The following is a 15,528-nucleotide window of genomic DNA, read 5'->3' as shown; positions in this document are numbered from 1 at the left end:
TTATTACCAAACATAGGTTTCATATATGGAACATAAGACGGCGCTTACCGAAGGGCTGGACAGCGTCGAGTTGGCGCGCCTGGAAAGCACGTTCGCCGAGGAAATCGTGCGGCTGCCCAGCGCGGCGGGCGAAAGCACCGGCGACGTGGCGCAGATCGGCTGCCGTCGCGGTGGGGGCCAGGGGCCGGTAATCGTGCTGCTGCATGGCATCAGTTCCGGCGCGCCGTCCTGGCTGCCATGCGCGAGCCTGCTGGCCGGCCACGCGCGGGTGCTCGCCTGGGACGCGCCCGGCTATGGCAATTCGACGCCCCTGCCGGCGGAGGCGCCCATGGCCGCCGACTATGCGCGTTCGCTGCAGGCGATGCTGCGCGTGCTGGACCTGCGCCCGGACGTGATCGTCGGCCATTCGCTTGGCGCGCCGATGGCGGCGGCCTATGTCGCGCAAGCCGATCCGCAATGGCTGCCCTCCCGGCTGCTGCTGGTCAGTCCCGCGCAGGGCTATGGCGGCCCGGGCCAGGAAGAGAAGTCGCGGCAAGTCGCCGTGCAGCGGCTGGAGGCGCTCGAGCGGCTCGGCGTGCCCGGCCTCGCCGCGCGGGGGCCGGAGCGCCTGCTGGGTCCCGACGCCGACGAAGGCGCGCGGGCCTGGGTGCGCCGGAACATGGAGCGCCTGGACCCCGCCGGCTACCGCCAGGCCGTAGCCATGCTGTGCGGCGACGCCATCGACCGGTATCTGCAGGCCCGGCCCGCCGGGCTGGACGTCCGCGTCGCCTGCGGCGCGCAGGACGTGGTCACGCCACCCGACGCCTGCGCGGCGCTCGCCGAGCGCTTCGGCCTGCCTTTCACGCTGATTCCCGACGCGGGCCACGCCTGCTACGTCGAACAGGGCGCCGCGGTCGCGCGGTGGATCCGCGCCGCCTGAACGCCCCCGGGAGGGCGCATGGCGCTTGCTTTCCGCTGACAGCGGAACGCCGGCGTCCAAGCGCCGCCGCGGCAGTGGCCTGACGACCTCTTGTGCCGCCGGGGCGGCGACCGAAACTGACAAACGGCCAGTCCGAGGGGTAAACCCTAATCAAATTCCGAGAGACGGTTGTCTATAGTCTCAACTGTGTTCAATATCTGGATCAGCGTTTCATACATAAAACGAGACGCGATTCGGTAGCCGGCAACGAGCAAGGAGAAGCGCAATGGATGACCTCGCCTACAACCCCAACCTGGCGCCCTGGGAGCGGCCCGCCCCCAACAACGTCGCCGGCAAGGGCTATATCGAGCGTCCCGGCAAGGTGCCCAACATCGTGTGGCAGACCCGCGCCGCCGTGCCGACCGCCTACGAGAACGCGCTGGGCGACGCGCTCGAGGCCGCCTTCGAGGGCGGCGCGAAAACGCCGGAGGACATCGTGCGCAGCTTCAACCGCGCCGGCTTCATGACCAGCGACGGCCAGGGCTGGACCGAAGAGCGCTTCCTCGCCGAAATCCGCCGGCTCGGCGCCTGACCGGGCCCCGACCGACCGGTCCCGCACCGCACGCTCATCAGGCCCGCACCCCGCAAGAGAAAGAACATGGAATCGAACAAGCAAGCCCGCGCCGAAGCCCGCCTCAACACCGGCCTGCGCAACTACTGGTATCCCGTCACCGCCTCGTGGTCGGTGACCCACGCCCCGATCGGCATCACGCGCCTGGGCCAGAACATCGTGCTGTGGCGCGACAACGCCGGCCAGGTCCACGCGCTGGAAGACCGCTGCCCGCACCGCGGCGCCCGCCTGTCGATGGGCTGGAACCTGGGCGACCGCGTCGCCTGCTGGTACCACGGCGTCGAGGTCGGCGGCGATGGCCAGGTCAAGAGCGTGCCGGCCGTCGACAGCTGTCCGCTCGAGGGCAAGACCTGCGTGCGCAGTTACCCGGTGCAGGAACGCGCCGGTGCGATCTTCCTGTGGTTCGGCGACCGCGCGCCGCAAGGCGAAGGCAGCGCCGACGAACTGCGCCTGCCGGAGGAACTGGTTAGCGACGAGCACAGCAACTTCCTTTGCGTCGCGCATTGGGACTGCAACTACCGCTACGCCATCGACAACGTCATGGACCCGATGCACGGCGCCTACCTGCACGCGGTGTCGCATTCGATGGCCAGCGGCGAGAAGCAGGCGGTGATGGCGGTGCGCGAGACCGAGCACGGCCTGATGTTCGAGAAGACCGGCCAGCGCGGCGTCAACTTCGACTGGGTCGAGTTCGGCGAAACCGGCACCCTGTGGCTGCGCCTTGCCATTCCGTACCGCGCCAAGGTGGGCCCGGGCGGTCCGTTCGGCATCGTCGGCATGGCCACGCCGGTGGACGAGGAGCATTGCATGGTGTTCTTCTGGCGTACCCGCAACGTCAGCGGCTGGGAGCGCGACGTCTGGCGCTTCCTGTATCGCAACCGGCTGGAAGGACTGCACTGGGACGTGCTCGAGCAGGACCGCGTGGTGCTCGAATCGATGGCGCCCAATGCGCGCGACCACGAGATGCTGTACCAGCACGACGTCGGCATCACCCGCGTGCGCCGCCTGCTGCGCCGGCGCGCCGAGGCCGAGGTCGCCGACGAGCCGATCGCCATGGTCAAGCCGGCGGCCGGGGTAGCGAACCATGTCTGAGCGCCGTGCCGATGACATTCAAGGCGGCAAGCTGCTGGCCGGGCGCAGGGTACTGGTGACGGGCGCAGCGCGCGGCCTGGGCCTCGCGTTCGCCACCGCCATCGCCGAAGCCGGCGCGGCCGTGGCGATGGCCGACATCCTCACCGAGCGCCTGGAGCAGGAGGCCGCGGCGCTGCGCGAGCGCGGTTTCACCGCCGTGCCGCTGACGCTGGACCTGGGCGACCCGGAATCGGTGCGCGCCTGCGCGGCGCAGGCGGTCCAGGCGCTGGGTGGGCTCGATGGCCTCGTCAACAACGCGGCGGTCACCGATTCGGGCGGCCGCGCCGCGGGCGACATCGACATCGCCACCTGGGACCGCGTGATGAACGTGAACGTGCGCGGCACCTGGCTGATGACGGCCGCCTGCGAGCCGGCGCTGCGCGCCAGCGGCCGCGGCGCCATCGTCAACCTGGCCTCCGACACGCCGCTGTGGGGCGCGCCCAACCTGCTGGCCTACGTGGCGAGCAAGAGCGCCATCATCGGCATGACCCGTTCGCTGTCGCGCGAACTGGGCACCGGCAACATCACCGTCAATGCAGTAGCGCCCGGCCTGACGCTGGTCGAGGCGACCGAGTACGTGCCCCAGAAGAGGCATGAGCTCTATCGCGAGCAACGCGCGATTTCGCGCGAACAACTGCCGGCAGACGTCTGCGGCGCCGTGTTGTTCGCCCTTTCCGATCTTTCCCGCTTCGTGACCGGCCAGACCCTGGCCGTCAACGGCGGCTTTGTCATGCACTGAGGACAGAAGGAATCCACATGAGCGATCTTTCCCAACAACAAGACATGAAGCGGACCTGGGAGCAACCCGAAGGCGCCTCGTTCGACCAGTGGATGGAGAGCCGGGTCGCCCGCTTTTCCACCCGCCGCTACGACTGGGACGCGCTGAAGTTCCAGGCCGACTACGACCCGAAATACCGCCGTGCGCAGATGCGCTACCTGGGCACGGGCGGCACCGGCGTGGCCACCGATACCAACACCGTGCCGTCGGAACACTTCACGTTCTCGACCATGATCATCCCGGCCGGCCACGAAGGCCCGTCGCACCTGCACACCGACGTCGAGGAAGTGTTCTTCGTGCTGCGCGGCAAGCTCAAGCTGGTGCTGGAGAAGGACGGCGAGCGCTACGAGACCATCCTGACCGAACGGGACCTGGTGTCGGTGCCGCCGGGCGTGTACCGCGAGGAAATCAATATCGGCGAGGAGGACGCGCTGATGTGCGTGATGCTCGGCGCCAAGAAGCCGATCACCCCGACCTATCCGCCCGATCACCCGCTGACCAAGGTCAAGCGCTGAACCACGATGCAGATGCCGGCGCGCTTTCCTCGCGCCGGCAGCCAATGCTGTCACACATGACCAATGCTCTCTTGCCGGAAGACCCGCAGGACAAATACATCGTGCCGGGACTGGAACGCGGACTGCGCCTGCTGGGCGAGTTCAGCGGCCGCCAGCGCACGCTGTCCGCGGCCGAGCTGGCGCGCCGCCTCAAGGCGCCGCGCTCGACGGTGTTCCGGCTGCTGGCCACGCTGGAGTCCATGGGCTTCATCGAACGCACCGAGGGCCGCGAGTACCGGCTGGGCATGGCGGTGCTGCGGCTGGGTTTCGAGTATCTGGCCTCGCTGGAGCTGACCGAACTCGGCCGCCCGTTGCTGGACCGGCTGCGCGACGACATCCAGTACCCGTGCAACCTCGTCGTGCGCGACGGGCGCTCGATCGTCTATGTCGCCAAGTCGGTGGCCGCCAGCCCGTTCGCCAGCACCGTCAACGTCGGCACGCGGCTGCCCGCGCACGCCACCGTGCTCGGCCGCGTGCTGCTGGAGGACCTGACGCTGGCCGAACTGCGTGCGCTGTATCCGGAGCCGTGCCTGGAAGTGTTCTCGCCCAGCACCCCGCAGAGCGTAGAGGCACTGCACGAGATGGTGCAGCGCGACCGCGAGCGCGGCTACGTGCTGCAGGAAGGCTTCTTCGAAGCCAGCATCTCGACCATCGCCGCGCCGGTGCGCGACCGCACCGGCCGCGTGGTGGCCGCGATGGGCGCCACGATTCCGGCCTCGCACATCGGCGCCGTGCAGCTGGAGGGCATGGTCGAAAAAGTACGAACCACCGCGGGCGAGCTGTCGCGCCTGCTCGATTACAGGCCGCCGCAGCGGGACGGCCTGGCGGCGCTGCGCGCGCTGGCGGCCATGCCGAAGCCAGCCGCCGCGGCAGCCACTTTGCATCGGGAGTGAGGAGATGCCCATGATTGAACTCGACGGCAAGGTCGCCGTCGTCACCGGCGGTTCCTCGGGCATCGGCCTGGCCACCGTGGAGCTGCTGCTGCAGGCCGGCGCCGCCGTGGCGCTGTGCGGGCGCAACGAGGAACGCCTGCGCGAGGCCGAGGCGAAGCTGCGCGACGCGTATCCGGATGCCCGCCTGCTCGCCGCGGTGTGCGACGTGCTCAAGGCAGACCAGGTCGCCGCCTTTGCCGCGGACGTCGAGGCCCGGCTCGGCCCGGCCGACATGCTGGTCAACAACGCCGGCCAGGGCCGCGTATCGACGTTCGCCGATACCGAGGACGCGGCCTGGATGGAAGAGCTGCAGCTCAAGTTCTTCTCCGTGATCTACCCCACGCGCGCCTTCCTGCCGCAGCTCGAACGCTCGGGCACGGGCGCGGTGGTCTGCGTCAACTCGCTGCTCGCGCGCCAGCCGGAGCCGCACATGGTGGCGACTTCCGCGGCGCGGGCCGGCATCCTGAACCTGGTGCGCTCGCTGGCCACCGAGTTCGCCCCGCGCCGCGTGCGGGTGAACGGCATCCTGGTCGGGCTGATCGAGTCCGGCCAGTGGCGCCGCCGCTTCGAGGCGCGGCCCGAGGCGGACCGCCATCTGGACTGGGCCGCATGGACCGCGCGCCTGGCCCAGCAGAAACATATCCAGCTGGGGCGCCTCGGCCTGCCGCGCGAAGCCGCCCAAGCCATTCTTTTCCTTGCCTCGCCGTTGTCTTCGTACACCACGGGCAGCCACATCGATGTTTCCGGAGGACACTCCCGTCATGCGTAACGAACAACAACAAGTCACCGTCGGCTTTGCGATCGCCGCCTTCCTGGAGCGGTGCGGCGTCAAGGCAGCATTCGGCGTGATTTCGATCCACAACATGCCCATCCTCGATGCGATGGGCGAGCGCGGCAATATCCGCTTCGTGCCGGCGCGCGGCGAGGCGGGCGGCACCAACATGGCGGACGCCTGCGCCCGCACCACGGGCGGCCTGGGCGTGTGCCTGACCAGCACCGGCACCGCCGCCGGCAATGCCGCCGGCGCGATGGTCGAGGCGCTGACCGCAGGCACGCCGCTCCTGCACATCACCGGCCAGATCGAGACGCCGTACCTGGACCAGAGCCTGGCGTACATCCACGAGGCGCCGGACCAGCTGACGATGCTCAAGGCCATCTCGAAGGCAGCCTTCCGCGTGCGCAGCGCCGATACCGCGATCAGCACGATCAAGCTGGCGGTGCAGACCGCGCTGACGGCGCCGAGCGGCCCCGTCAGCGTCGAGATCCCCATCGATATCCAGGCGGCGCTGATCCCGATGCCCTCGGACCTGAGCCCGCTGCCTGTGCCCGTGCACGAGCCGTCGGACCATGCGCTGGACGCGCTGGCCGAGCGCCTGGCCAAGGCCAAGCGCCCGATGCTGTGGCTGGGCGGCGGTGCGCGCCACGCCAGCGCGCAGGTCAAGCGCCTGCTCGACATGGGCTTTGGCGTGGTGACCAGCACGCAGGGCCGCGGCATCGTGCCGGAGGACGATCCCCGCTCGCTGGGCGCCTACAACCTGCACAAGCCGGTAGAACAGTTCTACCAGCGCTGCGATGCAATGGTGGTGGTGGGCTCGCGGCTGCGCGGCAACGAAACGCTGAAGTACGAACTGAAGCTGCCGCGTCCGCTGTTCCGCGTCGACGCCGACCCGGCCTCCGAAGGCCGCTGCTACCAGAGCGACTATTTCGTCAGCGGCGACGCCGCGCTGGTGCTCGAGGGCCTGGCCGACCGCCTGGCCGGCCGCATGCAGATCGATCCGGCCTTCGCCGATGACCTGCGCCGCACGCACGAGCAGGCGGTGGCCAGCCTGCACGACGGCCTCGGCCCGTACACGGCGCTGGTCAAGGCGCTGCAGGGCGCGGTCGGCAAGCAGTTCAACTGGGTGCGCGACGTGACCGTGTCCAACAGCACCTGGGGCAACCGCGAGCTGCGCCTGTTCGATTCGCGCGCCGGCGTGCATGCGCTGGGCGGCGGCATCGGCCAGGGGCTGGCGATGGGCATTGGCGCGGCCGTCGGCGCCGCCGCCACCGGCTCGGGCAAGACCACCTTCGCGCTGGCAGGCGACGGCGGCTTCATCCTGAACCTGGGCGAGCTCGCCACCGCGGTGCAGGAGCAGGCCGACCTGGTCATCGTGCTGATGAACGACAAGGGCTACGGCGTCATCAAGAACATCCAGGACGTGCAGTACGGCGGCCGCCGCCACTATGTCGACCTGCACACGCCGGACTACGCGGTGCTGTCGCAGTCGCTGTCGTTGCGCCACCGGCGCGTGAGCAGCCTGGACGAGATCGGCGCGGCGCTGAAGGAAGCCACGTCGCAGCGCGGACCGTTCCTGCTGGAGATCGACATGCTGTCGATCGGCACGTTCAAGACCGCGTTCGCCGGCCCGCCGGTGAACAAGGACGAGCCCGTGCAGGACAAGGCCGCCGACGCGGCCCCGGCCACCGCCCCCGTCGCGGCCTGAGGGAGAGCGAGATGCTGCATGTGTCGATGGTGGGTTGCGGCGCGATCGGGCGCGGCGTCCTGGAGCTGCTCAAGAGCGATCCCGATGTGGTGTTCGACGTGGTGATCGTGCCGGAGAACGGCATGGACGAGGCGCGCAGCGCGCTGTCCGAGCTCGCGCCGCGCGCGCGGGTGGCCACGCGGCTGAGCGACAGCGACGCGCGCCCCGACCTGCTGGTCGAGTGCGCGGGTCACCATGCGCTGGAGCAGCACATCGTGCCGGCGCTGGAGCGCGGCATCGCCTGCATGGTCGTGTCGGTGGGCGCGCTGTCCGAGCCGGGCCTGGCCGATCGGCTGGAAGCGGCGGCCCGCCGGGGCGGCACGCAGGTGCAGCTGCTGTCCGGGGCGATCGGCGCCATCGACGCGCTGGCCGCGGCCCGCGTCGGCGGCCTGGACGAGGTGGTCTACACCGGCCGCAAGCCGCCGCGGGCCTGGAAGGACACGCCGGCGGAGGCCATGTTCGACCTGGATGCGCTCACCACGCCGACGGTGATCTTCGAGGGCACCGCGCGCGATGCGGCGCGTCTGTATCCGAAGAACGCCAACGTCGCGGCCACGCTGTCGCTGGCCGGCCTGGGGCTGGACCGCACCGCGGTCAGGCTGCTGGCCGATCCCGGCGTGCAGGAGAACGTCCACCACGTCGAGGCGCGCGGCGCCTTCGGCGGCTTCGAGCTGACGATGCGCGGCAAGCCGCTGGCGGCCAACCCGAAGACGTCGGCGCTGACGGTGTTCAGCGTGGTCCGCGCGCTGGGCAACCGGGCCCATGCGGTATCGATCTGACGGGCAGCAAGGAACGAGCATCACCAGCATTACCGAGTATCGACGAGCAACAGCCATCACCAGCCAGCGCCGGCCCGCCACCGCGGCGGACGGCGCCAGCCAGGCGTCACCGAGCAAACGATGAACCAGCAAGAACTTCTCCCCATCTGCATCGCCGGCCAATGGCGCCTGGGCACGGGCGACCGCTATGCCACCCGCTATCCCGCCACGGGCGAAGTGGTGGCCGAGCTCAACGCCGCGAGCCTCGCCGACGTCGAAGAGGCGGTGCAGGGCGCGCAGCGCGCTTTCGTGACCAGCGGCTGGGCCCAGCGCAAGCCGCACGAGCGGGCCGCGGTGCTGTACCGCATCGCCGAGCTGATCCGCGCCCGCGCCGAGCCGCTGGCGCAGCGCCAGCGGCTGGACAACGGCAAGCCCATCAGCGAGACCCGCGCGCTGGTCGCCAGCGCCGCCGGCACGTTCCAGTTCTTCGCCGCCGCCTGCGAGACGCTGGAGGAAACGCTGACGCCCGCCCGTGGCGACTGCCTGACGATGAGCGTGTACGAGCCGATGGGCGTGGTCGCGGCCATCACGCCGTGGAACTCGCCCATCGCCAGCGAAGCGCAGAAGATGGCGCCGGCGCTGGCCGCCGGCAATGCCGTGGTGGTCAAGCCGGCCGAGATCACGCCGCTGATGGCGCTGGAGCTGGCGGCCATCTGCGAGGAGGCCGGCGTGCCCAAGGGGCTGATCAGCGTGCTGCCGGGCAAGGGCTCGGTGATCGGCGACGCGATCACCAAGCACCCGCTGGTCAAGCGCGTGTCGTTTACCGGCGGCACCACCACCGGCCGCCATATCGCGCATATCGCCGCCGACAAGATGATGCCGGTGTCGCTGGAGCTGGGCGGCAAGTCGCCCACGATGGTGCTGGAGGATGCCGATCTGGACCACGCGGTCAACGGCGTCCTGTACGGCATCTTCAGTTCGTCCGGCGAATCGTGCATCGCCGGCTCGCGGCTGTTCGTCGCGCGCGCGCTGTACGAGCCGTTCATGGACCGCCTCGCCGCCGGCGCCGCGCACCTGCGGGTGGGCGATCCGGCCGACGAGCGCACGCAGATGGGCCCCCTCATCACCGACCGCCATCGCGACAGCATCGAGTCGTTCGTCGCGCTGGGCGTGCAGGAAGGCGGCCAGCTGCGCACGGGCGGCCTGCGTCCGAACGTGGCCGGCTGCGAGAACGGCTACTTCTATACGCCGACCATCATCGAGGGGCTGGATAACCAGGCCCGCATCTGCCAGGAGGAAATCTTCGGACCGGTGCTGGTGGCCATGCCGTTCGACAACGAGGAAGACCTGATCGCCCAGGCCAACGACAGCGTCTACGCGCTGGCCGCCGGGGTGTGGACGCGCGACTACAAGCGCGCCTGGCGCATTGCCCGCGCCGTGCAGGCGGGCAATGTGTGGATCAATACCTACAAGCAATTCTCTATTTCGACGCCGTTCGGCGGCTGGCGCGACAGCGGCCTGGGCCGCGAGAAGGGGCGTCTGGGCATCCTCCAGTACATGGAACAGAAGAGCGTGTACTGGGGCATGAATGAACAACCGCTGCCGTGGGCCAACTGAGCCCGGCGGCGCTGCAGGAGAACGCTATGAACCATGTACTTGGCATCGACGAGATCGTCTATGGCGCCGATGACTTCGACGCCTGCCGGGGCTTCTTTTCCGACTGGGGCCTCACCGTCAAGCGCGACGACGCGCAGGGCCTGGACTTCGAAACGCTGAACGGCTGCCGCGTGCTGGTGCGCCGCATCGACGACCCGTCGCTGCCGCCCGCGATGGAAGCCGGGCCGACGCTGCGCGAGGTGGTGTGGGGCGTGGACACGCAGGCGGCGCTGGATCGCATCGCCGAGGGAATCGCCGCCGAGCCGACCTTTGTCCGCGAGGGCGAAGGCGAGCGCCTGCGCGTGGGCTGCACCGATCCGAACGGGCTCGCCGTGCGCTTTCAGCTCACGCGCAAGCATGAGGTCCAGGTGGAGTGCGCGCTGATGAATACGTGGGCGTCCAAGCCGCGCAGGAACCAGCGCAGCCCCATCTACGAGCGCGCCACGCCGATCGAGGTCGGCCACGTGGTGTTCTTCGTCAAGGACGTGAAGGCCACCGAGCGCTTCTATGTGGAGAAGTTCGGCTTCGTGGCGTCGGACCGCTATCCGGAGCGCGGCGCCTTCCTGCGCTGCGCGCCCGAGGGCGGCCACCACGATCTGTTCCTGCTGCAGTTGCCCGAGCCCAAGAGCGGGCTGAACCACGTGGCCTTCACGGTGCGCGATATCCACGAGGTGTTCGGCGGCGGCATGCATATGTCCCGTACCGGCTGGGATACCCAATTGGGTCCGGGCCGGCATCCGATCTCGTCGGCCTACTTCTGGTACTTCAGGAATCCGGCCGGCGGCCTGATCGAGTACTACGCCGACGAGGACCAGCTCGACGAGCACTGGGAGCCGCGCTCCTTCGAGCCGGGGCCGACCATGTTCGCCGAGTGGGCGATCGAGGGCGGCATCGACGGCAACACGCGGCGCCAGAAGAACGCAGGCGGCCCCGCCGGCAAGTTCCTGACGGAAAAGCGCTGACCGCGGCGAATCGACAGTGAAGGACGAGTGATGAGTTCCAGCCCCACCCTGACGCTGCGCGTACAGGCCATGCGCTTCGAGGCGCGCGGCGTCGTCAGCGTCGAACTGCAGGACCCGGCCGGCGGCGAACTGCCCGCCTACGCGCCCGGCGCGCATATCGACCTGCACCTCGGCAACGGCCTGGTGCGCAGCTATTCCCTGTGCGGCGCGCCGGAAGTGCGCGACCGCTATACGGTGGGCGTGCTGCTCGACCGCGGCAGCCGCGGCGGCTCGCGCTACGTGCACGAACAACTGCGCGTCGGCGCCACGTTGCCGGTGGCCGCGCCGCGCAACCACTTCGAGCTCGACGAGAGCGCCGCGCATACGGTGCTGGTGGCCGGCGGCATCGGCGTGACGCCGATCGCCTGCATGGCACGCCGGCTGTCGGAGCTGGGCCGCTCCTTTACGCTGCTGTACTGCGCGCGCTCGCGCGCCGAGGCGGCGTTCGTCGGGCAGTTGGAGGGTTATGGCGATGCGGTGCGCTTGCACTTCGACGACGAGGCAGGCAGCCCGCCGGACCTGGCGGCGCTGCTGGCGGGCCAGGATGCCGGCACGCATTTCTACTGCTGCGGCCCCGGCCCGATGCTCAATGCCTTCGAGGCCGCCTGCGCGGCCCACGGCTATCCCAACGTGCATATCGAGCGCTTCGCCGCGGATCCGTCCGTCGAGGCGGTGCAGGAGGGCGAGTACACGGTCGCGCTGTCGAACACCGGTACCGACGTGCGCGTGCCTGCCGGCAAGTCGCTGCTCGATGCGCTGCTGGAGGCCGGCGTCAGCGTCGAATACAGCTGCCGCGAAGGCGTGTGCGGCTCGTGCGAGACGCGGGTGCTCGAGGGCGAGCCGGACCATCGCGACAGCGTCCTGAGCAAGAGCGAGCGCGAGTCCAACCGCACCATGATGGTCTGCGTCTCCGGCTGCAAGGGCAAGCGCCTGGTGCTGGAGCTGTAGCACTCCCGCAGTACCGCCCGACCGCGCCGGGTCCACCCGGCGCACTTCGCCGCCGCGCCTGTGCGCCGGCCTGTCTTGCCGTTCCCGCCCGCGCGGCGGCGCGGCCCTCCATGCGCCGATGCGCCCGCCGCGCCCCCGGCCTCACTGGAAGTCATCACGTGTTTTCCGAACGACAACAACTGGCTGCTGCCAGCGCGCCCGCGACGGCGCCTTCCGGCGTCGCCGACGCCGGCGCGCATCCCCATGCCGCCAGCGAGGCGGCGAGCGGCGCCGCCAATGCCACCCGCGGCGAGATCGTCGCCCGCATCGAGCGCCTGCCCAGCAACGGCATGCACGTCAAGGCGCGGCTGCTGATCGGGCTGGCCACCTTCTTCGACGGGTTCGACGTCATCGCGATCGCCGCCACGCTGCCGCTGCTGATCACGCAGTGGTCGCTCACGCCGGGCCAGATCGGCTTTCTGATTGCCGCGCCGGCGGTCGGGCAGCTGATCGGCGCGCTGCTGTTTCCCTGGCTGGCGGAGCGCTATGGCCGCCTGCATTCCATCGCCTGGAGCGCGGGCATCATCGGCCTGATGAGCATCGCCTGCGGCTTCGCGCCGTCGTTCGAGGTGTTCGCGCTGCTGCGCATCGTGCAAGGGCTGGGCCTGGGCGGCGAGCTGCCGGTGGCCGCGACCTATATCAACGAGGTCACGCGTGCCCATGGCCGCGGCCGCTTCGTGATCCTGTACGAGGTGGTGTTCCCCATCGGCCTGCTGATCTCCAACGCGGTGGGCGCGTGGCTGGTGCCCCGCCACGGCTGGGAGGTGATGTACTTCATCGGCGGCGTGCCCATCGTGCTGGTGTTCCTGCTGCGCAAGGTCATTCCCGAATCGCCGCGCTGGCTCGCCGAAAAGGGCCGCATGGCCGAGGCCGATGCCGCCATGCAGGGTTTCGAGCGCGCCTCGCGCCAGCCGCTGCCGCCGGTGGGCGATGTCGGCCGCTTCGAGGCCATGAGCGGCACGCATCCGCGCCGCCGCGTGCGCGACCTGGTCAGCCGCGCGTATCTGGGCCGCACGGTGTCCGTCTGGATGCTGTGGGCCACCTGCGGCTTTATCCAGTACGGGCTGTCCACGTGGCTGCCGACCATCTACAAGACCGTCTATCACGCGCCGCTGCAGGTCGCGCTGAACCTGGCCGCGGGCGCTTCGGTGCTCGGCGTGGTCGGCTCGCTGGTGTGCGCGATGGTGGTGGACAGGGTGGGGCGCAAGCCGGTGATCTGCGTGTCCTTCGTGCTGTGCGCGCTGTCGCTGGCGGCCGCGGGCGTGTTCCACGCCTCGTCGGTCTATGTCGTGGCCACGCTGTGCGCCTTCGCGCTGGGCTTTCTCGCCAGCGGCTTCATCACCGCCTATGTCTACACGCCCGAGCTGTATCCGACCAGCGTGCGGGCGATGGGATGCGGGCTGGGCGGCGCGTGGCTGAAGATCGCGGCCATCTTCGCGCCCTCGCTGATCGCCAGCACCATCGGCAGCGGCAACCTGGCGGTGGCATTCCTGGTGCTCGCGCTGGTGCCGCTGCTCGCTGCGCTGACGATCCAGTTCTTCTCGATCGAGACCAAGGGCAAGGTGCTGGAGGAACTGGAGGCCTGAACGCCTGAACGGCTGAAGGCTGGCCGGGCCATCCCGTCGTTCCCGCGCCCATCACGTCGCTCCCGCGAAAGCGGGGGCGACGATGGTGCGTTTCCCGCCTTACTGTTCCCCCGGCAGCAGCGCCTTCCCGGCGCCCTCGTCCTCGCCGACCACACAACGCGAATGCAGCTTCCTGAGCGCCAGGTACAGCGCCTCGCGCTCCGCCGGCTCCAGTAGCCGCAGCACCGCCGCCTGTTCGCGCCGCGCGATCGGCATGATCCGCGCATGCAGGTCCAACCCCTGCTGGGTGATCGTGCAGTTCAGCTTCTTGCGGGGCGTATTGCCTTCCGCTTCCAGCGTCACCAGTTCCCGGCCCTCCAGCATCCGCAGCGCGCGGCTGACCAGCGCCTTGTCCGACGTCGACAGCCGTACCAGCTCGCTGAACGAGATCGGCCCGGTGTGGGCCAGCAGGGCCAGCAGCCGCCATTCGGGCACCGTCAGCGAAAACTGTTCGGCGTAGGGCAGCGTCACGCTGTGCCGTAGCGCCGTGACGAGCTGGCTCAGCATCGTCGTCAGAAAGTTGTCGACGGTGAGGCCGCTGCCCGCCTCGTCCAGGTCCGTCCAGGGCGTGCCCGGGGAGTCGGGCCGCGTCGTTGCCGGCTTGCGGTCTTGTGTCATCGGTTGGATCCCGGGCGGGAGATGTGGCGCAAAAGCCAAAGCCGGGGATTGTCCCATAGCGCACCGTGCCGGGCCATCGTGCGGGCGCCGGGCCACGCTGGTGCGGCGCGCCCGCACGCGGTGCCGGACAGGCGCCGGAGCGCGCCATTCCCGTCCGCGAGCGACGTGGCGTGGCAGGTCATGGTGCAGCCAGTCGCCCCGCTTTTCCAAAAAACGCTAATAGAAAAGCAAGCGGGTCAATTAGGGTTTTGCGCAAGTTGAGCGATCAATAAGCAGCGCCTACGATGGGTTGGTGCGTTCCCAATACAAACCACAGTTCCATATATAAAACGCGACAGAGAGCGCGTGCACGAGCCCACCCCTTGTCTCCACCGATGCCCTGAGCGGTGGAGCGCCCTCACAGGAGCCGTTGATGAGACACGCCCGCAGACACTTTGTCGGCGCCACCCTATTGCTGCTCGGCCTGGGAGCGGCCAGCGCCGCGGTAGCCGCCCCTTATCCGAGCAAGCCGATCACCATGGTCGTCGCCTATCCGCCCGGCGGCGATACCGATGCGATGGCGCGCATGTATGCGGACAAGCTGTCCGCCCGCCTGAAGCAGCCGGTGATCGTGGAGAACCGGCCCGGTGCCGGTGGGGTGGTCGGCAACACCTATGTCGGCCGTGCCGCGCCCGACGGCTACACGCTGCTGTTCACGCCGAACCCGTTCACGGTGGCGCCGATGGTGCTGCGGCTGGCGCCCGCCAATAGCTACGATCCCCTCAATGGCTTTACGCCGGTGGCCCAGACCGGCACGCAGGCGGTGATCCTGGTCGCGCATCCGTCCGCGGGCGTCAAGACCGCGAAGGAGATGATCGCCGCCGCGAAGGCCGGCAAGTCCTTCACCTACGGCAGCCCGGGCGCCGGATCGCCGATGCATATCGCCGGCGAATGGCTCAACCGCGCGGCGGGCGTGCAGATCCAGCACGTGCCGTACCGCGGCGTGGCGCCGGCGGTCAACGATGTGGTGGCCGGTCACGTGAACTTTGCCTACGTCACGCTCGGTCCCGTCGCGCAGTACATCAATACCGGCAAGCTGATTGCGCTCGCCGTCACCGACGCCCGCCGCACGCCCCTGCTGCCCAACGTGCCGACGCTGGCCGAGCTTGGCTACAAGGACGTGGTGGTCGGCGCCTGGCATGGCGTGATGGCGCCCAAGGGCACGCCCGCGGACATCGTCAAGGTGCTCAACGACCAGCTCAACGACATCGTGAAGATGCCGGAGATCGCCGAGAAGATGGCGACCTTCGGCGCGGCGCCGGTGGGCGGCGCGCCCGCGGTGCTCGATCGGGTCAACGCGTCGGACTACGAACGCCTGGGCAAGGTCATCAAGGAATTCGGCATCACCGCCGAATAGGCCGCGGCGCGGCCCCGTGCGCCGGCGGCCCGCCCGGGGGG

General features: G+C 69.6%; 15 protein-coding genes. 14 read left to right on the top strand and 1 reads right to left on the bottom strand.

What is annotated here, in order from left to right:
* Positions 1-25 precede the first annotated feature (25 nt).
* The 13 genes from LDO27_RS06580 to LDO27_RS06520 all read left to right on the top strand — a co-directional run bounded on the left by LDO27_RS06580 (position 26) and on the right by LDO27_RS06520 (position 13,434).
* Positions 26-919 (top strand): alpha/beta fold hydrolase, encoded by an 894-nt coding sequence (locus LDO27_RS06580; protein ID WP_224040489.1) that lies wholly within the window; start codon positions 26-28, stop codon positions 917-919.
* Positions 920-1,184: 265 nt separating this feature from the next.
* Positions 1,185-1,490 (top strand): recombinase-like helix-turn-helix domain-containing protein, encoded by a 306-nt coding sequence (locus LDO27_RS06575; protein WP_224040486.1) that lies wholly within the window; start codon positions 1,185-1,187, stop codon positions 1,488-1,490.
* Between the two features lie 66 nt (positions 1,491-1,556).
* Positions 1,557-2,621 carry an aromatic ring-hydroxylating oxygenase subunit alpha gene (locus tag LDO27_RS06570; protein ID WP_222204427.1) on the top strand — a complete coding sequence of 355 codons (1,065 nt, stop codon included), beginning with the start codon at positions 1,557-1,559 and terminating at the stop codon, positions 2,619-2,621.
* A complete protein-coding gene (locus LDO27_RS06565; protein WP_224040484.1) occupies positions 2,614-3,399 on the top strand; it encodes an SDR family oxidoreductase in 786 nt (261 codons plus the stop codon). The genes LDO27_RS06570 and LDO27_RS06565 overlap by 8 nt, the downstream gene beginning before the upstream one ends.
* A gap of 17 nt (positions 3,400-3,416) precedes the next feature.
* Entirely contained in the window at positions 3,417-3,953 is a 537-nt protein-coding gene (locus LDO27_RS06560) for a cupin domain-containing protein (RefSeq protein WP_222204431.1), read from the top strand.
* Positions 3,954-4,009: 56 nt separating this feature from the next.
* Positions 4,010-4,885, top strand: a complete 876-nt coding sequence (locus tag LDO27_RS06555) for an IclR family transcriptional regulator (protein WP_222204433.1) — start codon at positions 4,010-4,012, stop codon at positions 4,883-4,885.
* Positions 4,886-4,889: 4 nt separating this feature from the next.
* A complete protein-coding gene (locus LDO27_RS06550; protein ID WP_222204435.1) occupies positions 4,890-5,693 on the top strand; it encodes an SDR family oxidoreductase in 804 nt (267 codons plus the stop codon).
* A complete protein-coding gene (locus tag LDO27_RS06545) occupies positions 5,686-7,407 on the top strand; it encodes a thiamine pyrophosphate-binding protein (RefSeq protein ID WP_224040482.1) in 1,722 nt (573 codons plus the stop codon). Before LDO27_RS06550 ends, LDO27_RS06545 begins: the two co-directional genes overlap by 8 nt.
* 11 nt (positions 7,408-7,418) lie before the next feature.
* Entirely contained in the window at positions 7,419-8,225 is an 807-nt protein-coding gene (locus LDO27_RS06540) for an aspartate dehydrogenase (RefSeq protein WP_222204440.1), read from the top strand.
* A gap of 120 nt (positions 8,226-8,345) precedes the next feature.
* Positions 8,346-9,821, top strand: coding sequence for an aldehyde dehydrogenase (locus LDO27_RS06535; protein WP_224040480.1), 1,476 nt, complete (start codon positions 8,346-8,348; stop codon positions 9,819-9,821).
* Between the two features lie 26 nt (positions 9,822-9,847).
* Positions 9,848-10,822 (top strand): VOC family protein, encoded by a 975-nt coding sequence (locus tag LDO27_RS06530; protein ID WP_224040478.1) that lies wholly within the window; start codon positions 9,848-9,850, stop codon positions 10,820-10,822.
* Positions 10,823-10,852: 30 nt separating this feature from the next.
* Positions 10,853-11,809 carry a PDR/VanB family oxidoreductase gene (locus LDO27_RS06525; RefSeq protein WP_224040476.1) on the top strand — a complete coding sequence of 319 codons (957 nt, stop codon included), beginning with the start codon at positions 10,853-10,855 and terminating at the stop codon, positions 11,807-11,809.
* A 329-nt stretch (positions 11,810-12,138) separates the two neighbouring features.
* Positions 12,139-13,434: an MFS transporter gene (locus tag LDO27_RS06520; RefSeq protein WP_224040838.1), complete on the top strand. Its 1,296-nt coding sequence runs from the start codon at positions 12,139-12,141 to the stop codon at positions 13,432-13,434.
* Positions 13,435-13,533: 99 nt separating this feature from the next.
* On the opposite strand, the gene LDO27_RS06515 is transcribed toward LDO27_RS06520, so the two are convergent.
* Positions 13,534-14,091 carry a MarR family winged helix-turn-helix transcriptional regulator gene (locus LDO27_RS06515; RefSeq protein WP_224040474.1) on the bottom strand — a complete coding sequence of 186 codons (558 nt, stop codon included), beginning with the start codon at positions 14,089-14,091 and terminating at the stop codon, positions 13,534-13,536.
* Positions 14,092-14,503: 412 nt separating this feature from the next.
* Here LDO27_RS06515 and LDO27_RS06510 point away from each other — a divergent pair, with 412 nt between their 5' ends.
* Positions 14,504-15,487 (top strand): Bug family tripartite tricarboxylate transporter substrate binding protein, encoded by a 984-nt coding sequence (locus tag LDO27_RS06510; protein ID WP_224040472.1) that lies wholly within the window; start codon positions 14,504-14,506, stop codon positions 15,485-15,487.
* Positions 15,488-15,528: the final 41 nt, after the last annotated feature.

Source organism: Cupriavidus respiraculi (assembly GCF_914271545.1).
Lineage (GTDB): Bacteria > Pseudomonadota > Gammaproteobacteria > Burkholderiales > Burkholderiaceae > Cupriavidus > Cupriavidus respiraculi.
Note: the sequence above shows the minus strand (reverse complement) of the source record. Positions and strands in the feature narration are given on the sequence as shown.